23 protein-coding genes are annotated in these 20,933 nt (G+C 50.7%); 15 read left to right on the top strand and 8 right to left on the bottom strand.

Annotation, left to right across the window (positions count from 1 at the left end; translation table 11 throughout):
* Positions 1-33: 33 nt before the first annotated feature.
* Positions 34-951, top strand: coding sequence for a family 2A encapsulin nanocompartment shell protein (locus LG202_RS08375; protein ID WP_230347931.1), 918 nt, complete (start codon positions 34-36; stop codon positions 949-951).
* The gene (locus LG202_RS08370) at positions 938-2,809 is read left to right on the top strand and encodes a family 2A encapsulin nanocompartment cargo protein cysteine desulfurase (RefSeq protein WP_230347930.1); all 1,872 of its coding nucleotides are present in this window, start codon (positions 938-940) and stop codon (positions 2,807-2,809) included. The genes LG202_RS08375 and LG202_RS08370 overlap by 14 nt, the downstream gene beginning before the upstream one ends.
* Before the next feature lie 107 nt (positions 2,810-2,916).
* Here LG202_RS08370 and LG202_RS08365 read toward each other — a convergent pair whose 3' ends face one another.
* The 6 genes from LG202_RS08365 to LG202_RS08340 all read right to left on the bottom strand — a co-directional run bounded on the left by LG202_RS08365 (position 2,917) and on the right by LG202_RS08340 (position 7,472).
* Positions 2,917-3,132 carry a TOBE domain-containing protein gene (locus LG202_RS08365; protein WP_230347929.1) on the bottom strand — a complete coding sequence of 72 codons (216 nt, stop codon included), beginning with the start codon at positions 3,130-3,132 and terminating at the stop codon, positions 2,917-2,919.
* Between the two features lie 39 nt (positions 3,133-3,171).
* Positions 3,172-3,525 (bottom strand): DUF2325 domain-containing protein, encoded by a 354-nt coding sequence (locus LG202_RS08360; RefSeq protein ID WP_230347928.1) that lies wholly within the window; start codon positions 3,523-3,525, stop codon positions 3,172-3,174.
* 73 nt (positions 3,526-3,598) lie between these two features.
* A complete protein-coding gene (locus LG202_RS08355; RefSeq protein WP_230347927.1) occupies positions 3,599-4,609 on the bottom strand; it encodes a sulfate ABC transporter substrate-binding protein in 1,011 nt (336 codons plus the stop codon).
* Positions 4,610-4,635: 26 nt separating this feature from the next.
* Complete coding sequence (locus LG202_RS08350) at positions 4,636-4,839, bottom strand: YezD family protein (protein WP_230347926.1); 204 nt, start codon at positions 4,837-4,839, stop codon at positions 4,636-4,638.
* 167 nt (positions 4,840-5,006) lie between these two features.
* Positions 5,007-6,584: an alginate export family protein gene (locus LG202_RS08345; RefSeq protein WP_230347925.1), complete on the bottom strand. Its 1,578-nt coding sequence runs from the start codon at positions 6,582-6,584 to the stop codon at positions 5,007-5,009.
* Positions 6,585-6,905: 321 nt separating this feature from the next.
* Entirely contained in the window at positions 6,906-7,472 is a 567-nt protein-coding gene (locus tag LG202_RS08340; protein ID WP_230347924.1) for a cob(I)yrinic acid a,c-diamide adenosyltransferase, read from the bottom strand.
* 126 nt (positions 7,473-7,598) lie between these two features.
* Between LG202_RS08340 and murI the strand changes: the two genes are divergently transcribed.
* Positions 7,599-8,426, top strand: coding sequence for a glutamate racemase (gene murI / locus LG202_RS08335; RefSeq protein ID WP_459724675.1), 828 nt, complete (start codon positions 7,599-7,601; stop codon positions 8,424-8,426).
* A gap of 32 nt (positions 8,427-8,458) precedes the next feature.
* Here the strand turns inward: murI and LG202_RS08330 are convergent, their stop codons facing one another.
* Positions 8,459-8,650, bottom strand: coding sequence for a zinc-finger domain-containing protein (locus tag LG202_RS08330; protein WP_230347922.1), 192 nt, complete (start codon positions 8,648-8,650; stop codon positions 8,459-8,461).
* 20 nt (positions 8,651-8,670) lie between these two features.
* Positions 8,671-9,591, bottom strand: coding sequence for a branched-chain amino acid transaminase (locus LG202_RS08325; RefSeq protein WP_230347921.1), 921 nt, complete (start codon positions 9,589-9,591; stop codon positions 8,671-8,673).
* Between the two features lie 249 nt (positions 9,592-9,840).
* On the opposite strand from LG202_RS08325, the gene LG202_RS08320 reads away from it, so the two are divergent.
* The 12 genes from LG202_RS08320 (at position 9,841) to LG202_RS08265 (ending at position 20,929) form a co-directional block, all read left to right on the top strand.
* Positions 9,841-10,503 carry an OmpW/AlkL family protein gene (locus LG202_RS08320; protein WP_459724673.1) on the top strand — a complete coding sequence of 221 codons (663 nt, stop codon included), beginning with the start codon at positions 9,841-9,843 and terminating at the stop codon, positions 10,501-10,503.
* A 92-nt stretch (positions 10,504-10,595) separates the two neighbouring features.
* A complete protein-coding gene (locus tag LG202_RS08315; RefSeq protein ID WP_230347919.1) occupies positions 10,596-11,174 on the top strand; it encodes an SCO family protein in 579 nt (192 codons plus the stop codon).
* 82 nt (positions 11,175-11,256) lie between these two features.
* Positions 11,257-12,714 carry a cytochrome-c oxidase, cbb3-type subunit I gene (ccoN, locus tag LG202_RS08310; RefSeq protein WP_230347918.1) on the top strand — a complete coding sequence of 486 codons (1,458 nt, stop codon included), beginning with the start codon at positions 11,257-11,259 and terminating at the stop codon, positions 12,712-12,714.
* Between the two features lie 39 nt (positions 12,715-12,753).
* Positions 12,754-13,488 (top strand): cytochrome-c oxidase, cbb3-type subunit II, encoded by a 735-nt coding sequence (gene ccoO / locus LG202_RS08305; protein ID WP_230347917.1) that lies wholly within the window; start codon positions 12,754-12,756, stop codon positions 13,486-13,488.
* Between the two features lie 12 nt (positions 13,489-13,500).
* Positions 13,501-13,668 carry a cbb3-type cytochrome c oxidase subunit 3 gene (locus LG202_RS08300; RefSeq protein WP_230347916.1) on the top strand — a complete coding sequence of 56 codons (168 nt, stop codon included), beginning with the start codon at positions 13,501-13,503 and terminating at the stop codon, positions 13,666-13,668.
* A gap of 13 nt (positions 13,669-13,681) precedes the next feature.
* A complete protein-coding gene (ccoP, locus tag LG202_RS08295; protein ID WP_230347915.1) occupies positions 13,682-14,623 on the top strand; it encodes a cytochrome-c oxidase, cbb3-type subunit III in 942 nt (313 codons plus the stop codon).
* Between the two features lie 91 nt (positions 14,624-14,714).
* Complete coding sequence (gene ccoG, locus LG202_RS08290; protein ID WP_230347914.1) at positions 14,715-16,151, top strand: cytochrome c oxidase accessory protein CcoG; 1,437 nt, start codon at positions 14,715-14,717, stop codon at positions 16,149-16,151.
* Between the two features lie 3 nt (positions 16,152-16,154).
* Complete coding sequence (locus LG202_RS08285; protein WP_230347913.1) at positions 16,155-16,952, top strand: FixH family protein; 798 nt, start codon at positions 16,155-16,157, stop codon at positions 16,950-16,952.
* A complete protein-coding gene (locus LG202_RS08280; protein ID WP_230347912.1) occupies positions 16,945-19,365 on the top strand; it encodes a heavy metal translocating P-type ATPase in 2,421 nt (806 codons plus the stop codon). The genes LG202_RS08285 and LG202_RS08280 overlap by 8 nt, the downstream gene beginning before the upstream one ends.
* A gap of 203 nt (positions 19,366-19,568) precedes the next feature.
* On the top strand, positions 19,569-20,057 hold the full coding sequence (gene bfr, locus LG202_RS08275) for a bacterioferritin (protein WP_230347911.1): 489 nt from the start codon (positions 19,569-19,571) through the stop codon (positions 20,055-20,057).
* Between the two features lie 10 nt (positions 20,058-20,067).
* A complete protein-coding gene (gene bfr / locus LG202_RS08270) occupies positions 20,068-20,547 on the top strand; it encodes a bacterioferritin (RefSeq protein WP_230347910.1) in 480 nt (159 codons plus the stop codon).
* A 184-nt stretch (positions 20,548-20,731) separates the two neighbouring features.
* Positions 20,732-20,929: a (2Fe-2S)-binding protein gene (locus tag LG202_RS08265; RefSeq protein ID WP_230347909.1), complete on the top strand. Its 198-nt coding sequence runs from the start codon at positions 20,732-20,734 to the stop codon at positions 20,927-20,929.
* Positions 20,930-20,933: the final 4 nt, after the last annotated feature.

Below are 20,933 nucleotides of genomic sequence, written 5' to 3'. Positions count from 1 at the left end.
GCCATTGATTGGTAATTTTTTAGGAGAGCTTTCATGTCAGATATTCATCAGGCCCATACCGCATTAGGGGATGTTGCAGCGCGCACGCTTGCCAATGCGACCAAAACAGTCCCCATGCTTGGGTCTATCACACCACGTTGGCTAGTACACCTGCTGCAATGGGTGCCGGTTGAGGCGGGTATCTACCGTGTCAATAAGGTGAAAGACAACCACAATGTCGAGGTGGATTGCTCTGCCAAGGATGAGCGTGAGTTGCCTGCTACTTTTGTGGATTATGAAGAGTGGGGCCGTGAGTATGTGCTGAATGCAGTGAATACTGTGGTTGATGTCCATACCCGTATTTCCGATCTCTACAGTAGCCCGCACAACCAGATTCGCGAGCAGTTGCGCCTGACCATCGAAACCGTCAAGGAACGCCAGGAAAGCGAACTAATCAATAACAAGGAATACGGCTTGCTGCACAACGTGGCAGATGGCCAAAAGGTTAAGTCGCGCACCGGATTTCCCACACCAGATGATTTTGATGAGTTGATTTCCCGCGTGTGGAAAGAGCCTGCATTTTTCCTGGCACACCCACAGGCGATTGCTGCGTTTGGGCGTGAATGCACTCGTCGCGGCGTACCACCTCCTACTGTCAGCATGTTTGGCTCACAGTTCATCACATGGCGTGGCATCCCCTTGATTCCGTGTGACAAGCTGCGCGTGACCAAGGGCAAGACCAACATTCTGCTGTTGCGCACAGGCGAAAGCCGTCAAGGTGTTGTAGGCCTGTATCAACCTAACCTGCCGGGTCAACAAAGCATGGGGCTTTCCGTACGCTTCATGGGTATCAACCACAAGGCGATTGCTTCATACTTGGTTTCACTTTATTGCTCGCTGGCGGTACTGACCGAAGATGCGATTGCCGTGCTGGAGAATGTAGACGTAGGCAACTACTATGACTACAAGTAACCTCAACGATCTGTCTTCTTTTGAACCCGAAGCCATTCTGGCCTCTTTGCCTGGTGAGCATCCACGCATGGCGGCTGCATTGGCCGTGGGTCGTGAAGCGCAATCAGGTGGTCACCTGGATGTTGATGAGCTTACCCGCATAGCCAATGAGCTGTATGCGGAGGGGTTTCCTCGTTTGCCACAAGATGCCCCGTCGGTGACGTCGCTCTCGGATTCCGCCGCACCTTATGGGGCAGGCAGTCCGACTATTGGTGCTCCTGTGCCTGCAGCTCCTTCCATCGTTTCTGCGGTGCCTACGGGCTTGCCAGCTGCCACTAACGTGGTGCCGGGCGCTGAAACTTTGCCAGTCAGGTCTCCCAGCTTCGGAGTGTCGCCGTCTGATTTGCCACCAGAATTCAGCCAGGAGCGCGTTGATGCTGTGGGGTCTGTTCCTACTTTACCTGGCCTGGATATCAGTGGCTTGCTGGGTGGGCTCGACATTCCTTATGCTATGGATCTGGGTTTGCTGGCATCACCGTTTAGCGGTGTTCCTGCTAGTGCTGCAGGTTCAGGCAAAGCTGCCAACAGCAAGGCGTCGTCGCCGTTCTATTTCCTTGCCGAATCACCGCGAGTACCCGATGTTGCAGATTCTGCGCATCCACCGTTTGACGTCAATCTGGTACGCAAGGATTTCCCGATCTTGCGTGAGTTGGTCAACGGCAGGCCGTTGATCTGGCTGGATAACGCAGCGACTACCCAGAAGCCACAAGTAGTGATTGATCGCTTGTCCTATTTCTACCAGCATGAAAACTCCAATATCCATCGTGCAGCGCATGAGTTGGCGGCACGTGCGACGGATGCCTACGAAGGGGCGCGTGAAACCGTGCGGCGCTTCATCAATGCACCTTCGGTGGAAAATATCGTCTTCGTGCGCGGTACGACAGAAGCGATCAACCTGGTAGCCAAGACTTGGGGCAAGAAGCACCTGGGCGAAGGTGACGAGATTGTGGTCACCAACCTGGAGCATCATGCCAATATCGTGCCCTGGCAGCAGTTATGCCAGGAGACTGGTGCCAAGTTGAAAGTGGTACCCGTGGATGATAGTGGCCAGGTGTTGCTGGACGAGTACCAGAAGCTGCTGACTTCACACACCAAGCTGGTTTCCTTTACCCAGGTTTCCAATGCATTAGGGACGGTGACACCTGCACAGCAGATGATCGCCATGGCGCATGCCGTGGGTGCAAAAGTGCTGCTTGACGGTGCTCAATCCGTGTCGCATATGCGTACCGATGTGCAGTTGCTGGATTGCGACTTCCTGGTGTTCTCCGGGCACAAGATTTTTGGCCCGACCGGCATAGGTGCTTTGTACGGTAAGGCAGCGGTGCTGGAGGATATGCCAGCCTGGCAAGGTGGCGGCAACATGATTCAAGACGTCACCTTCGAGAAAACTGTCTATCACGCTGCGCCGGCCAAGTTTGAGGCCGGTACTGGCAATATTGCTGATGCTGTTGGGATGGGCGCTGCACTCGAGTATGTTGAGCGTCTGGGCATAGAAAATATTGCGCACTACGAGCATGAACTACTGGTCTATGCGACAGCCGCGCTGCACAAAGTGCCGGGCTTGCGCTTGATAGGCACTGCCCAGAATAAAGCCAGTGTATTGTCATTCAACCTGCATGGGTACAAGAGTGAGGAAGTTGGCGCAGCGTTGAACCAGGAAGGGATTGCCGTACGCTCTGGTCATCATTGCGCGCAGCCCATTCTGCGCCGTTTTGGCGTGGAAACCACGGTCAGGCCGTCCTTGGCTTTCTACAATACATATGCAGAAGTGGATGTGCTGCAAGGGGTGCTACTGAGACTGGCATCTGCCAAGCGTTAATCTATTAACACTTGGCAAAGTGCTAACACGAAAGGCCAGGGAGCAATCCCTGGCCTTTTGATTGATGAGGATGAGATCAGGCTTGCGTTGCACCTGAGCGCGGCTAGCTAAACCTTGGCGAGAGATACCTCAGTTGCCTTGATCAGCGCCAGAACTTCAGTCCCAATCTGCAGGTTCAGTTCATTGACTGAGCGAGTGGTGATGACAGAGGTGACTATACCTACCGGGGTTTCAACATCTACTTCAGAGACCACTGGCCCCAGGACGATTTCCTTGATCCTGCCGCGAAATTGGTTACGGACATTAATTGCGTGAATTGCCATGATAAAACTCCTTTTGCTACATCAAATCGTGATTGCTGGTTAATTCAGTGAGTGGCGCGCTTGCCGCTGGCTTTGGTATTGGCTGCTACACTCACTCTCCTGAACGTAGTCTGGATTGATTTGCTTCAGGCGTATGCGCAATGCACTGGGGCCATTCGGCGTATATACAATCCTGACGCCGCGTTTAGCTGCGCTCTGCTTGATCTTGTGAGTGAATGTATGACTGATCCAGTCAGTCACCAATACGATGAGGTCGGTGTCTTGGGGAATGACTTTCTTGCCATCACCAACTTTACGGCCTGACCAGTGGTTGATATGCGTAACACCAAAATTGGATAGCTCTTGCTTGATGCCTTCAATCTGGTCGCCGCCTACAATTAACGCAGTACTCATGATGAGAGTCTCCTTTGGCTGCTGGCGGTGCCAGGTTGTGCCTGGCGCCGCCTGTTAATCAAGAAATTAAGGTTTATTGTTGGTAAATCTGATCAAAGGTACCGCCATCAGCAAAGTGCGTTTTTTGCGCTTTTTGCCAACCACCAAATGCTGAATCTACTGTGACCAGGCTGAGATGCGGGAAAGTCTTTTCATACTTCTTGGCTACGGATTCTAAACGTGGGCGGTAGTAGTTCTGGGCTGCAAGCTCCTGGCCTGCCTCACTGTAAAGGTATTCCAGATAGGCCTCGGCAACCTTGCGAGTGCCACGTTTGTCTACGACTTTATCGACGACAGATACGGATGGCTCAGCCAGGATCGAGAGAGATGGAGCCACGATCTCGAATTTGTCTGGACCAAGTTCCTTTTGTGCAAGAAAAGCTTCGTTTTCCCAGGCGAGCAATACATCACCAATGCCTCTTTCAACAAAGGTGGTAGTAGCACCGCGTGCGCCAGAATCAAGGACAGGGACATTCTTCAGGATTTTGCCAATGAATTCACGAGTCTTGGCTTCATCATTGTTGAACTTCTTTTGACCATATGCCCAGGCTGCCAGGTAGTTCCAGCGAGCGCCGCCGGATGTTTTGGGATTAGGGGTGACTACTTTGATGCCAGGCTTGATCAGGTCATCCCAATCCTTGATGTTCTTAGGGTTGCCTTTGCGTACCAGGAACACGATAGTGGAAGTGTAGGGTGAGCTGTTGTCAGGTAGGCGTTTGATCCAGTCCTTATTTACCAGTTTGCCTTTTTCATAGAGTGCATCTACATCGTATGCCAATGCCAGGGTGACGACGTCAGCCTGCAAGCCATCAATCACAGAGCGGGCTTGCTTGCCCGAGCCGCCATGAGAGGCTTTGATCGTGACCTTGTCACCAGTCTTGGCCTGCCAGTATTTGGCGAAGGCGCTGTTGTACTCCTGATAGAGTTCTCGGGTTGGGTCATAGGAAACATTCAACAGGGTGATATCCGCAGCCAGCGCTGTCAGTGAGCTACTCAGGGCGGTTAATGTGATCAAACTGGCGATCTGGGGTAAAAAACGTTTCATGCAACAATCCTTGGATGATTTGAAAGTTAGTGGTTGATAACCACGCGTTGTAGGGTTTGTTTTATTTTTGGGGCATCATGGTTGAAACGTACTTTTTCCCTACGTTCTATTTGGGTGACCCGACCATCGTGTACCGTGATTTCAATTGAGCCAAAACGCAGTAGGTCAATGGAGCGGATAATTTCCTGGATCACTTCATCGTTAGGTTTCGGTTTGGATTCGTGTGACATACGTTTGCCTTGGCAGTGTTCAATGAATGAGTGCACTGTAACAAGGTTATTAAATAGTTAAAAATAATTTGTTTTTATATTTTTATATATATTTTGGAATATGTGGGCGTAAAAAAACCGGAAGCCATTGGCTCCCGGTTGAGTGGAGGTATACCTGAACGATAGTGCTAGAAAGCGCTGACCGTCAGTTCAACATAGAAGAAGTTGGAGGTGTCTTTGCGACCAAGTGTTGCAGGGGCATTCTTAATAAAGTCACCACCTTTGAAGTAGGCATAACCTACGTTAGCAGATACTTTATCTACAACAGGGAAGCGTACGCGGATATCCCATTCTTCGCCTAAGTCACGGCCGCTGCGACCTGTGGCATCAACAAGGTTATTGCCCGCACCCCAGCGATCAGTCGCGCTGTCCAGTTTGTACCAACTGTATCCAGTATCTATATTCACTCCTGTGAAAGGACTGAATTCCGCTCGTACCTTGGTGGCGTTGATATTTTCCATCTGGATGTAATCGTTGCTGGACCATGGTCGCGCAAACCCGAACAAACGGTCAAAACGTTCTTGAGTTCCCGTGCTTGAGGCTTTGTTTCCGCTGGCAACACCATAATTGGCGCTGAAACGTGGTTTCCACTCATGGTCGGCTGTATAACCGATTTCAGCAATATACGAATAGGCACGGTGATCCCGCTTTGCTGTCAGTGTTCTGTCCTCTTCACCCCACTGGCGGTAATAGCTGAGGTCATAGTCCAAGCCAGTTTTTCCAATAAGGCCGTAGCCACGGAGGCCGGCAGTATGGATTGAGCGATCTAGGCGCTGGGCGGCAGTAGCAAGGCTACCGCTGGATGTATACTTTACTTCATCACCATCTTGTTTCAGGTAGAAATAGGAGGGGGACAAAGTCACGATATCGGACCACTTGCGCCAATCGAAAATAGCCCCATAAAACCATTGCGATTTGTCACGCTGGTTGAGTTGCTCAGTCAGGCGCACGATGGGCTGTAAAGCAAGCAAGTCCAATTCCCAATCATTTTTGTGTTGACCAAATGTGGCACGAACACCTTGGAATGTATTGGTCGTGTTGCGCCATTCATTACGGGCAATCAGGCGGCGATCAAGCTGTTCAAACGCCATACGGCCAGCCTTGAGACTTACCGGACGATCATTACCGAGATCATCCTTGCCCAAGCCATCCTTGAAGAATAGTTCTGCATAAGCCTGGATAGGTTCTGCCAAGTCGACGTCGCGATTATCACGGGCAAAATTGCTGTGGTTGCGACGCGCATCTTCGGCTTCCAGCGTGAAACGTAATGGATCGAATTTATTGCGCACGGCAACATAAATACGTGAACGTAACAGGAAAGGTTCGTCAGTCACATTCACGCCACGGCGGAAGTCGTTTTCACGGTTTTCGTAGCGGAAGCGATAGTCTGCCCCCACGTCCAGCCAATCGATATCTGTGTATTCCTTCAGCCAGGTTTTTTCTATTGGCTTAACAAAACGAGGTGGCTCTGTCTCACGTTGTGTTCCATAAGCGCGTGGCGCTACCCAATAGCCTTTTTCAGCTTTCTTGGCCAAAGCAGCTTCTGCTGCAATCTCTGCCTTGCGTGCCTTGATGCGTTCTTGTTGGTCAATTTCTTCCGCTGATAATGCCGTGTTTGCCGTTTCTTCGGCGGCATAGCTGAGGCCTGCCGTGAGGACAATGCCGCTGGCAATCAATAGCTGGATAAGCCCAGTTTTATTGAACAAGATAAGTCTCCCTGATGTTGTGTTGCTTCCAGTGGACTGGCAAGCGAACCTTGCTTATGAACAAGTGTTGATGTGTAACCGCTGGTGATACAGTAGGTATTAAAGTTGATTAGAAAATCATGGGATGTCGCAATATGACCTTTATTCTGGTCGGGTTTGACATGCCCGATAACTGCCTCGACAGCGGATAAGACCTAATGCAAATGCCAAGGCTAATATCGACATGGTGTAGAGGTTCTTTAAAAGTGCTATTTGAAAGATAGCTCGCACTTTAGCAATGGTTTTTAATAGTTAAAAATACTTTTTTCCTATATTTTTATTCTATTTCTTGATATTGGTCTCGGCGCGATGTCGTTGCCACAGTACGTCACTTTGTCCAGTTGCTTGATTGAGATGGCGAGCGATGACAAATAGCAGGTCAGATAGGCGGTTAATGTAAGGCAATGTGGCGGGCGAGGTTGGATGTTGCCGATGCAGGGTCAGCAATACGCGTTCTGTACGGCGGCATATGGTGCGTGCCAAATGGCAGAGTGCTGCAGGCCGGCTGCCGCCAGGGAGAATAAATTCCTTGAGTGGCGGGAGATTCGTATTGAGCATATCCAGCACTTGCTCCAGCTCTTGGGCTCGATTGGGTGGTAGTAATTGGAAGTTCGGAATGGAGATTTCTCCTCCCAAATCAAAAAGATCATGCTGGATTTGTATGAGGTAATGCGTTATCTGTTCAGGTAATGCTTCCGCAAGTAGCACTCCAAGGGCTGCGTTAAGCTCATCAACGCAACCCATCGCTTCGACCCGTAGGCTATCTTTTTCAATACGACTGCCATCGCCAAGGCCAGTTGTGCCATCGTCGCCGGTACGCGTATATATCTTGCTTAAGCGGTTACCCATGTTCATTCTCGCTGAAATCATCATGCGTATTGTAAAACATGTGACTGCTGGCTCCTCAGCGCATGCTTGGGTAAACTGCCCATGTATTCACTTATTTTGTAGATCGTGCCTAATTCATCAGTATTGATAGCGGGAAAGCAAGACCTGCGGCCTGCGATTGGGATCTTTGATTCCGGCGTTGGAGGGTTGAGCGTACTACGACATATTCATGAGCAGCTTCCGGCGGAGTCGCTACTTTACTTTGCGGACTCCCTGCATGCTCCCTATGGACCTAAATCCCAGGCTTTTATTATTGATCGCTCGCGCAGCATTGCGCGATTCCTGATAGAGCAGGGGGCGAAAGCAATCGTCGTGGCATGCAATACGGCAACAGCTGCTGCGATCAAGACGCTCAGGCAAGAGCTTGATTTGCCGATTATCGGAATGGAACCCGCAGTGAAACCTGCTGCTGCTGCCACACGTAATGGTGTGGTAGGCGTGTTGGCCACGACTGGAACATTACAAAGTGCGCAATTTTCCGCCTTGCTTGAAAATTATGGCAAGAATATTCAGGTGGTGACTCAGGCATGTATTGGCTTGGTGGAGTGCATAGAGCGTGGGGAATTGGCTTCTGACACAGCGCGGTCGCTGGTGGCCGACTATGTATTGCCGCTTATTCAGGCTGGTGCTGACACTATTGTGCTCGGGTGTACGCACTATCCGTTTGTCAAATCATTGATTGCCGAGATTGCCGGGCCGGATATTGTGTTAATCGATACAGGAGAGGCTGTGGCTAGGCAGCTTCGCCATCGATTGTATGAGCGAGGTTTGCTGGCTGGTACTCAAGGATTGGGAGGCGTGCATTGCTGGACTAATAGTCCTTCAACTCATGCTGTGCAACTGATTGAGCGATTGCATGGGGAGCCTATTGTGATTGAGGCTCTGACGCATCAAACGGTTTCAGTGCTGGAATGAAATAAAGCCGGACATGTCCGGCTTTATTTCATTTAGTGGTGGGCGACGGTTTCGCCAGCCTTCAATTTATATTTAGTCCCACAATAGGGGCAGGCAGCGTGTCCATTCGCGGCAATATCAAGAAAAACCCTTGGATGTGAACACCAGAGTGCCACTTCCTTGGTTGGGCAGTGCAGGGGTAAGTCTTTTGCAGTGACCTCGATTTCCTTGATATCTGTTGCCATGATGCACTCTTTTCTGTTCGTTAAACCAGGGTAAGCCAGCCAATATGCTCTGGAGAGCGACCGTGCACCACATCGAAATATTTCGATTGTAGTTTTTCCGTGATCGGGCCGCGTGTGCCTGCACCAATGGCGCGGTTGTCTAGTTCACGGATTGGCGTAACTTCTGCTGCAGTGCCAGTGAAGAATGCTTCGTCGGCAGAGTAGACTTCATCACGCGTGATGCGTTTCTCAATGATCTGGTAACCAAACTCGTTAGCCAATTGCACAACAGTATCCCGTGTAATGCCTTCCAGCGCGCTGGTTAAATCTGGCGTGTAGATTTTGTTGTTGCGGATGATGAAAATATTTTCGCCAGAACCCTCGGCAACAAAGCCATCGACATCAAGTAACAAAGCTTCATCGTAGCCATCTTGAGCGGCTTCCTGATGTGCCAGGATGGAGTTCATGTAGTTGCCGTTGGCTTTTGCCTTACACATGTGAATGTTGACATGGTGGCGGGCAAAGGACGAAGTCTTGACGCGGATACCATGTTTGATGGCGTCATCGCCCATATAGGCGCCCCATTTCCATGCAGCTACGATCACATGGGTGGAGAGAGTCTTGGCGGAAATGCCCATGGCTTCTGCGCCATAAAATGCCATCGGGCGCATGTAGCCTGATTCAAGATTGTTTTCGCGGATCGCGGCTTTTTGCGCTTCCAGCAGAGTTGCCTTGTCGAAAGGCATCTTCATGCCCAGGATGTGGGCGGAACGGAATAGGCGATCAGTATGATCCTGCAGGCGGAAGATCGCAGTGCCTTTGTCTGTTTTATAGGCGCGTACACCCTCAAAGACGCCCATGCCATAGTGCAATGTATGGGTCAGTACATGTGTGGTGGCATCGCGCCAGGGGACCATTTTTCCATCATACCAAATCAGACCATCGCGGTCGGCCATCGACATCTTTGCTTCTCCGTTACCAAGTACTGTCAAAAAACGTCCATTGTACGCGCAAGGCCTTGTATTTGAATAGCGGGTTTTCTGATTTTGTTGCCATGGTACACAGTGGTTTGGGAAGGATGCAGTTGGATAATATGGCTCCTAAATAAGTTGAGTAAATTGATAGGTTATTAACCACTTTTAAATTATGGGTAATGGGGGTAAAATAAATTCCATAAATTTTTTGTGGTTAATAATAAAGCGAGAGATATGATGAAACTGAAGCAAAGTGTTCTATTGGTATGTGCCTTGTTGTCTCCTTTGGCTGCAATGGCAGAAGCAGGAGATTGGGTGGTTCGTGCACGTGCGGTTAATGTCAGCCCTAATGAGAGTAGTGATCTGGGCAAGTATTTGAATGGGATGACTGGTGGCGCTGCTGGTGCTGGCTCCAAGCTGGAAGTCAATGATCAAGTGATCCCCGAGTTGGATATTTCTTACTATGTCACCAAGAATATTGCGCTGGAGCTGGTGCTTGCCTTGGGTACCCGTCATGACGTCAGCATTAAGGGCGCTAATGGTGTAGCGAGTGAGAATCTGGGTTCTGTGAATCTGCTGCCGCCCACATTGACTGCTCAATGGCACTTCCGTCCTGACCAAACTTTTGATCCCTATGTCGGTGCTGGTGTCAACTATACCCGCTTTATGGACAACGGCCTGCACTCTAATCAAGTGGGCGATATCCGTGTCGAGCGCAATAGTTGGGGTCCTGCCCTGCAAGCTGGTTTCGATATCAATCTCAAGGATGGTTGGTTGCTGAATGCTGATGTGAAGTATTTGTGGATTGATACCGATGTGAAGCTGAAGAATGGCCCCAAGATTGATAGTCTGGATATTAATCCATGGGTCATCGGTTTTGGTTTTGGTAAGCGCTTCTAAAAGCCTACTTGCGCATCAATGCCTGATGCGCGGTTTGGCATAACTTGCCTGATGGCCGATAATCCTATGGATTGTCGGCTATAGGTATGTGGATGATGTTGAGATATTGTTTGTTCGCGTTTTTCTTACTGTTGGCTGGATGCGGGCAGGATCAGCGTGATTTGGATTTGTTCGGTACGGATATTAGCGGTAGGGCGCTGACCGGGGCATTTACCTTGACGGATCATGAAGGCAATGTGCGCCATCTTGATGACTTCAAGGGAAAGGTGGTTGCCGTATTTTTTGGATATACGCATTGCCCGGATGTTTGCCCAACTACCATGCTTTCCATGGCTAATGCGATGAAGTTGCTGGGTAAGGATGCAGGGGAGGTGCAGGTGCTGTTCGTGACTGTTGATCCCGAGCGCGATACGCAAGCGGTGTTGGCTGAGTATGTACCGTTCTTTGATAACCGCTTTATAGGGCTGTATGGAACGCCTGAGCAGTTGAAGCACGCCGCCAGAAATTACAAGGTGGTATATGCTAAGCGACAGGCTGATGCGGGAGATGCTTATACTATGGATCATAGTGCGGGGGTGTATGTGGTTGATCGCGCAGGAAAAGTACGTGCCTACTTGAAACATGATGAAACGCCTGAGCAGCTGGCGCATGATATTACCCAATTTTTTTAGGGTTTTTCTTGTCCAGGGGCTTGGATAAAGAATATAATTTTGCGGTTTTTTACAAATAGACTTTTAGATGAGGAGTGCGACCATGGCAACGGCAAGCATTGCGTCTGCTGGTGTTGGTACTAGCGAGCAATATAACTACGATATTATTCGCAAGTTCGCCATCATGACCTTGATCTGGGGTGCGATTGGTATGTTCGTTGGTGTGTATATCGCCTCCGAACTAGCCTTTCCGTTCCTGAATTTTGATAGCCCATACATCACATTTGGTCGCTTGCGCCCAGTGCATACCAGCGGTGTGATCTTTGGTTTCGGTGGTAGTGCCTTGTTCGCCACTTCTTATTATGTTGTTCAGCGCACCTGTCAGGCCCGACTGTTCGGCGGTGAAGGCTTAGCTAATTTCACTTTCTGGGGCTGGCAAGCAGCGGTGGCGTTGTCTGCACTCGGATATATGTTCGGCTATACGCAAGCGCGTGAGTATGCCGAAATGACATGGCCAGTCGATTTGCTGATCCTGTTCGTCTGGGTAGCATACCTAGCCATCTATGTCGGCACCTTGCTCAAGCGTAAGCAGCCTCACATCTATGTTGCCAACTGGTTCTACCTGGCTTTCATCCTTGCAACGGCATTGCTGCACATTTTCAATAACCTGCAAGTGCCTGTGAAGTTGTTCTCCCTGGAATCCTATAGCTTGTTCTCTGGCACTCAGGATGCGATGACCCAGTGGTGGTATGGTCACAATGCAGTGGGCTTTTTCCTGACTGCGGCGTTCTTGGGCATGATGTACTACTTCGTTCCGAAGCAGGCTGGTCGTCCAGTGTATTCCTATCGCTTGTCCATCTTGCACTTCTGGGCAATTATCTTCCTCTACATGTGGGCCGGTGCGCACCACTTGCATTGGACAGCTTTGCCTGATTGGACTGGTACGCTTGCTGCGACCTTCTCCATCATGCTGTTGTTGCCATCCTGGGGCGGTATGATCAACGGCATCATGACCTTGTCTGGTGCTTGGGACAAACTGCGTACAGATCCTGTGATCCGCTTCCTCATCGTGGCATTGTCCTTCTACGGTATGTCTACCTTTGAAGGCCCGATGATGTCGCTCAAGGATGTGAATGCACTATCTCACTATACTGATTGGACTGTAGGTCACGTGCACTCTGGTGCATTGGGCTGGGTTGCGATGATTACTTTCGGCAGTATGTACCATTTGGTTCCACGTATCTGGAACACACAGATGTACAGCTTGCGCCTGATCAATGTCCATTTCTGGCTGGCTACTATCGGTGTGCTGCTTTACATCACTGCGATGTGGATCTCCGGCATCATGCAGGGTCTGATGTGGCGTGCTTTTGATGACTTCGGCAATTTGCAGTATTCCTTCGTGGAATCTGTTGCTCAGATGCATCCGTTCTACGTCATGCGTGCATTGGGTGGGGTGTTCTTCCTGACTGGCATGATCATCATGTGCTACAACATGTTCAGGACCATCCGTCAGGGCAGTACGGCTGCCCACGCAGGCCTCAATGTAGCGGCTGCCTAATCGGCGCTTGATTGTAAAGACGAGTTACTGGAGTTATTCATGAAGCATGACAAAATTGAGCGCAACCTAGGTATCTTGCTGGTGTTTACCATGCTGGCCATTAGTGCAGGCGGCATGGTGGAGATCATCCCACTGTTTTTCATCAAGGAGACAGTGGAAAAGGTGGAAGGCGTGCGCCCTTATACCCCTCTTGAGCAGCGCGGCCGTGATATTTATACCCGTGAAGGTTGCTATCTCTGCCATTCGCAGATGATTCGCCCTTTCCGTGATGAAGCATTGCGTTACGGTCACTATTCCCTGGCTGCTGAGTCCAAGTATGACCATCCGTTTCAATGGGGCTCCAAGCGTACCGGTCCAGACTTGGCACGTGTTGGCGGCAAGTATTCCAATGATTGGCATACACAGCATTTGATTGCGCCACGTTCGCTGGTACCCCAGTCTGTGATGCCTAACTACCCATGGCTGGCAAGTAACGAACTCAAGTACGACGATATCCAGGATCGGATGAAGGCTTTGCGTCGTGTTGGTGTTCCTTACTCCAACAGCCAGGTGGAGTACGAGCGCAATGTGAAGGAGTTCGGTGAGACTGTCGCTAAGCAGTTGCACATCCCTGATGCAGAGAAGAATCTGGTCGCCCAGGCGCAATTGGGTAATTATGATACCGACCCTAGCAATATCACCGAAATGGATGCCTTGGTGGCCTACTTGCAGGTGCTGGGTACCATGGTTGATTTCAAGAAATACGATGACGATTATTTCGTCAAGTTCCGCTAAGGGGTAAAGACGATGGAATGGTTGCTATGGTTCACTCGTTTCGAAAACACCAAGCCTTTGTCCTTGGCGATTTTCTTCCTCGTGTTCTGCGGCATCTTGTTCTATGTCTTCGGAAGCAAAAAGCGTGGCGAGAGGCTGGAAAGCCACAAGAATATTCCGCTGCAAGATGACGAAATCTAGTTAGGAAAGCATTATGAGTCAGGATAAGGCTACTACGACAACACCAAAAACCACTGGCCATAGCTGGGATGGGATTGAGGAGTACACCAACCCGTTGCCGTCGTGGTGGATTTGGGGTTTTTACATTACTTTCATTTTTACAGTGGTTTACTGGTTGCTCTATCCAGCATGGCCGATTGGCGACAAGTTCACCAAGGGGGTTCCGGGGCTGCATACCATTACCTATACTGCTACTACGGTGGATGGCAAGGAAGTGGAGAAGACTTCTCACTGGAACATGCGTGCCAAGTTCATGCATGAAATGAACGAGATGCAAGCAACCCAGAAGCAATGGTTCGACAAGGTAGCTGCGATGCCCTTTGAGGACGTATCCAAGGATGCTGAGTTGATGCAGTTCGTGAACTCTGCGGGTAAGACATTGTTTTCTGATAACTGCGCGCCTTGCCATCAGTCTGGCGGCCAGGGCAAGATTGGTTTTTCTCCTAACCTGACCGATGACCATTGGCAGTTTGGCGGTACTTACGCTGAAATCAATCAGACCATTGACCATGGACGTCGCGGTTTCATGCCTGCGTTCAAGGAAGTGCTGAACGAGCAGCAAATTACCCAACTTGCCAATTACGTATTGAGCTTGTCTGGCGAGCCTCACGATGCGAGCCAGGCAACAGCTGGTGCGCAGTTGTTCAAGAGTGAGGAAGCTGGTTGCTACTATTGCCATGGTGCCGATGCCAAGGGCAATACCCAGATGGGTTCCGCTAACCTGACAGACAAGATTTGGCTCTGGGCTGATGTGGGTGGCAAGACTGGTCAAGAAGCCAAGTTAGCTGAAGTTAAGCGTGTCATTACTGCTGGTTTGGATCGTGGTGTCATGCCAGCCTGGGGTGGTCGCTTGAAGCCAGAACAAATCAAGCTCTTGACTGTCTATGTGCATGACAGCCTAGGTGGTGGCCGTTAAGGCGGATGGAGTTTGAATAAAGGCTCACGGTTGCGTGGGCCTTTATTTCTTGGAGAGTTGCATTTTTGAGGGGTGATGTGTCACCAGCGTTATGGAAGCAACCAGTTCGACCAGCAGTACTAACAAATCCCCGCTTCTAAACCGGCAGATCCCGATTGTCACGCGTTCGGTGAAAGGTAAGTTCCGTACCTTCAAGACCGCGGTGATGGTGATTGCCTATTCAGTGTATTTCCTGTTGCCGTGGTTGCCGTGGTCGCGCAACAGCGCCGCAAGCCAGGCAGTGTTATTTGACCTGGAATCACGTCGTTTCTTCATTTTCAACTTGGTAGTGTATCCACAGGATATCTTCTGGCTGGCCGTGCTGTTATTCATTGCTGCCGCATTGTTATTCTTTACTACAGGCTTGATCGGTAGGGCATGGTGCGGCTATTTCTGCTTCCAGACCTTGTGGACAGATCTTTTCATCATGATTGAGCGCATGATCCAGGGAGAGCGTCCTGCACGCTTGCGCTTGCTAAAGCAGCCTTGGAACGTCGAGAAAATCCTCAAGATGGGTAGCTCGCATGGGCTGATGATACTGATTTCGTTCTGGACTGGGGTGACGTTTGCCTGTTATTTCACCTATGCCCCCGATTTCATACCACGCTTGTTCAGCGGCACGGCTGCTGAAGCCGGATATATCACGGTCATTGTCCTGACCATCACGACTTATGTCGCTGCGGGTTTGTCACGAGAGCACATTTGTACATTGGCTTGCCCATATGCCAGGTTCCAGGGTGTGATGTATGAGCAGGATACGCTGGCTGTTGCCTATGATACGCGGCGCGGGGAAGGTAGCGCTGGCCGCAAGGCGCCTGCCAAGGGCTTGCGTACACGCGAGGAGCGTCAAGCAGCAGGGCATGGAGATTGTATTGACTGTGGTTTTTGTGTACAGGTTTGCCCAACGGGTATCGATATACGCGATGGTTTGCAGTATCAATGTATCTCTTGTGGCCTGTGTATTGATGCATGCAATAACATTATGGACTCCATCGGTTCTCCGCGAGGTCTGATCCGTTATGATTCCGAGCAGAATATCGCTAGTCCCGTGCCGCACAAGCCGCGCCTAGAGTGGAAGCGTCCGAAGGTATTGGGATACGCTTCAGCACTAGTGGTGGCCACAATCATCTTGTTCTACAACATTGGCACTCGCAATGATACCGAGGCGAATGTGCAGCAAATCAGGCAGCCGCTATTTGTCATGTTGTCTGATGGTAGTGTGCGCAATCGTTACCAGATCAATATCGCCAACAAGACTGAGTTTGAGCAACGTTATGAGCTCAAGGTGCAGGGTATTCCTGCGGCTGCGCTAGATCTTGGCAATATCCCGGAAATCCGCGTGCGTGCAGGTAAGAGCTTGAGCTTGAATGCCAAGGTTGACCTAGCCAGCGAAATCGCGCGTAATACTAAAGAGTTCTCGTTTGTCATTATCCCGACGATCGCAGATGCCGAGCCCGTTGTGGTGAAAACTAATTTCAATAGTCATTGATACATGCTTAAGCTGATTCCTGTGTTATCCATCGCCGAAACCTTGTTCGGCGGCCTGATTTCTGCCATTGGGCTTTACTTCCTGCTGCGTGTTCTCAGGGTTGCCAATTTCTGGGCCGCTGTGCTCAGTGGTGCTATTCCGTTTGTCCTGTATATCGTCTATAGCACCCAGCATTGGGCAGGGGGCGATGTGCTGGCCATCCACTTTGCGGTGTTCTTGGCGAATGCCGGCTTGATGGGCGTGTTTGGTAGCATGAAACAGAACAAGCAAACCATGCATTGGGGGCCTAAAATCATTATTGGCTTCTTTATCTGCTTGGTGATTTCCAATGCTATCTTACTGTCTGTCGCTGGACGTGGCTTGCCGCAAAGCCTGACCTCCATGTTCTTACCCAGTCCGGAGAATCAGCGTGTGCATACTGCCTTTCCTGGCATCATGCCTCATGACCGCAACAAGAGTTATCAACCCCATCTTGAGCAATTGCAGCAGCAGCAGGCTTTAGGCTGGCAATTAAAGTTGATTGGTGCGGATACCTTGAGCCCAGGCAAGCAGCAGCAGATGTCGGTGCAAGTGCGCGACGAGCATGGCAATGCCGTGACGCAGGCCGAAGTCACGCTGAATTTCTGGCGCATGGCCAATAGCCGTGATGACAAGGTTTACCCGCTTGTAGAGCAGGCTGGGGGCGAGTATGCGGCAGATGTGCTGCTACCCGACTCGGGCCGCTGGGTTGCCGAGGTGTTAGTCAAGCAGGGTGACCAACGCTATCGCAAGCAGGAGTCGCTATTCATCGGCGATGAATAAGCCGCAGGACATGGAGGCAGCTTGCTACCATTGCGGGTTGCCTGTTCCAGGCAACAGTCATTTCCACGCTAGCATCCTGGGTGAGCGCCGACGGATGTGCTGCCATGGTTGCCAGGCTGTGGCGGAATCTATTGTTGAGAATGGCTTGGAAAGCTATTACCAGCATCGTACCGAGCTGCCCAAAACTGCTGATGAATTGGTGCCTGAAGAGCTACGCCAGCTTGAACTCTATGATCATCCAGAAGTGCAGAAAAGCTTTGTGCATGATGAGTCTGGTGATGTATTGGAAGCCTCGCTGATTCTGGAAGGCATTACCTGTGCAGCTTGCATCTGGCTTAACGAGCGTCATTTACAGCAGTTAGATGGCGTTGTATCCGCTTCCATCAATTACTCGTCCCATCGCGCGCGAGTACGTTGGGATGACCGCAAAATCCGCCTGAGCCATATCCTGACAGAGATACGTAAATTGGGCTATCACGCCCATCCATTCAGCGCTCAGCAACAAGAAGCCGTGCGTGAGCAACAACGTCGGCAGGATTTTCGCCGATTGGCGATTGCGGGCCTGTCTGCCGCACAAGTTATGATGGTGGCGGTTGCATTCTATGCTGGACCTGCACAAGGTCTGGAGCCCGCCACCGAACAATTGCTGCGCTGGTTCAGCTTGGTGATGACCCTGCCAGCGATGATCTATTCAGCCTGGCCTTTTTATCAGTCAGCCTGGCGCAGCATCACGCATCGTACCGTAGGCATGGATGTGCCGATCAGCCTAGGCCTAGTGACTGGTTTTATTGGCAGCGTCTGGGTGACGTTCCAGGGGCAGGGTATCGTCTATTACGACACGCTGACCATGCTGATTTTCTTTCTATTGGCGACACGCTATCTGGAGCGGCATGCGCGCGAAAAATCTGTAGAGGCGGCAGAAAACCTGCATCGCCTGATTCCTCCCATGGCTACCAGGCTGGATGAGCAGCAGCAAGCGAGTATTGTGCCTTTACATGATTTGCGCATGGGAGACACCTTGTTAATCAAGCCGGGAGAGGCCATTGCCGGGGATGGTGTCGTAACACAAGGCGAAAGCCAGGTGGACGAAGCCCTGCTGACCGGCGAAAGCCATCCGGTTCCCAAGCAGCCTGGGACTTATGTCTATGCTGGCAGCGTCAATTATGAAAGCCCGCTACAGATAAAGATCACAGGCCTCGGTGAGCAAACGGTGATTGCAGGCATTGCGCGCCTTCTGGATAGGGCGCAGGCTGAAAAGCCACGACTGGCAAGAGTGGCAGATCAAGTGGCCGTCTATTTCACCAGCGTTCTCTTACTGGCTGTCATCGTGATCGGGTTGGCTTGGTGGTGGATTGCGCCTGAGCGTTGTTTTGAAATTATCCTGGCGGTGCTGGTCGTCAGTTGCCCATGCGCGTTATCGTTAGCGGCACCTGCGGCATTTGCCGCCGCCGGGTCACATTTGGTTGGTCGCGGGGTATTGTTGACACGGGGCCATGCGCTGGAATCGCTGGCTAGGGTCACGCATGTGGTGTTCGATAAGACGGGCACATTGACCATGGGGCATCCGCGTATTACCAATATCATTACCTATCAAGGCGCGGATGCCAGTGAGATGCTGCGTATTGCGGCAAGCCTGGAGCAGGCCTCGGAGCATCCGCTGGCGCGTAGTTTCACGGATGCCGTACCTGCCGCAGAGCGTTCTATCGTGCTGGAGGCCAATAATCAGCCTGGGCGTGGCTTGAGTGGAGAAGTGCTTGGCCAGCGCTACTTTATTGGCAACATGGCGCTCAATTCTACATTGATCTATCCGGAGATTGCAGGCCTGGAGCCGGGAGCCAGTATTGTATGGTTGAGTGATGCGCAGCAGTTGCTGGCAGCATTTGTGTTGGCCGATACTATGCGGCCAGGTGTCACTGCGCTGATTGATCATCTCAAGGCGCGCAAGATTGCCGTGTCAATATTGAGTGGGGATACGGCCTCCAGCGTACAGCACTTTGCTGCTGTCGCGGGAATTGGCGATTGGCAGGCAGGCTTGACGCCAGAAGGCAAGTTGGCGGCCCTGCGCGATATGCAGCAGCGTGGCGATGTCGTGGCGATGGTAGGTGATGGCATCAACGATGCCCCGGTATTGGCTGGTGCCCAGGTATCGTTTGCTATGGGTAACGGCACGCAAATGGCAAGGGCTTCTGGGGATATCGTACTGCTGGGTGAGAGCCTGCAAGAGATAGAGCATGCCCTGGTGACCGGTCGATTTACCGTCAGTGTAGTACGCCAAAACTTTACTTGGGCATTGGTATATAACGCCGTGGCATTGCCATTTGCCGCCACTGGCTTGATCGCACCATGGATGGCGGCCATTGGTATGTCTGTCAGCTCCTTGATCGTCATCCTCAACGCATTGCGCTTGCGATAGCGTAGCTTTCCACCTGCTGCGGTATGTTCTCTTGCCCCTGTCGCGAAAGTGACTTGTTTTCGGCTAATACGAAGAATGATTCTTGTTGGTATTTTTCTTTATAAAATCATTAAAAATCAATAATTTATATAAAATATTGCTATCTTTTTATTCATGCCTTGGGTATGATGCCTTCCATTAAGAAACCGCTTATGGAGTGCGCGATGAAAGGCGATAAAAAAATCATTGATACCCTGAATGAATTGCTGGCAGGGGAGCTAACGGCAGTGGATCAATACCTGCTGCATGGCGAGATGTATGCGGATTTTGGCCTTGGGCATCTAGCGCAGAAAACCTTGCATGAATCCGACCATGAGCGTCAGCATGCGCGTGCCATCATTCAGCGTATCTTGTTCTTGGAGGGTAAGCCTAATCTGGAGAAGCGTCATGGCCTGACGACAGGAAAAACCGTGACCGAGATGCTCAAATCTGATCTGGCACTGGAATACAAGGTGGTGAGTGATCTCAAGGCTGCCATGGCGCAATGCGAAAAGACGGGTGACTATGTCACGCGCGACATGTTGCTATTGCAACTGGATGATACAGAAGTTGATCATGCCTACTGGCTTGAAAAACAATTACGCCTGATTGGGATGGTTGGCTTGGAAAATTACCTGCAAAGTCAGATGGGTTCTGACGCGGCATCTGTATAAGGAGAAAGTGATGAAGGGCGATAAAAAGATAATCGACATCCTGAACAAGGTGCTGAAGAATGAGTTGACTTCCATCAATCAATACTTCCTGCATGCCCGTATGTTCCGTAACTGGGGCCTGGAAAAGCTCAACGACTACCAATACAAGCAATCCATTCGCGTGATGAAAGAAGCGGATGAGTTGATTGAGCGTATTCTGTTCCTGGATGGTTTGCCTAATCTACAAAACCTCGGCAAATTGCTGATTGGTGAAAATGTCGTGGAATGCTTGCAGGGCGATCTCAAGTATGAGAGGGAAATTCATCGTCCCTTGTTGATCGAGGCTATTGCGTTGTGCGAAGAGCTCCAAGATTATGTCAGCCGCGACTTGCTGGAAGAGTTGTTGGAAAAAAGCGAGGCCGCCATTGATTGGTTGGAAACTCAGCACAGCCTGATTGCCGATGTAACATTGCCCAACTATCTGCAAACGCATATGGAAGTGGCAGACTGAGATTGCCCCTATTTTTCTGAAAAACCGCAGCTTACCCTGCGGTTTTTTTATGCACGCGCGAGTGAGATCGGGATGATACGCTGGGCAGGAATTTTTCTTGACAAGTAAATGACTTAAAAACGATAATGGTTATCGTTTGTTAACGCATCTTGATTTAGCAAGAGAAAGTATCTGGTCGCTTCATATGTACGTCTGTGTGTGTCGTGCTGTTACTGATCGCCAAATTCTGCAGGCCGCCCGGGATGGAGCCAGCAGTCTCAAGGACTTGAGGCGTGAATTGGGCGTGGCTACCGAGTGTGGTCAATGTGCCAGTTGCGCCAAGCAATGCTTGCGTGAGGCCCATCAAGGCGGTGATACTGCCATGCCTATCAGCTTCGCCTGACTAG

The sequence above is a fragment of the Methylobacillus methanolivorans genome (assembly GCF_054588515.1).
This window is presented reverse-complemented; position numbering and strand designations above follow the sequence as displayed.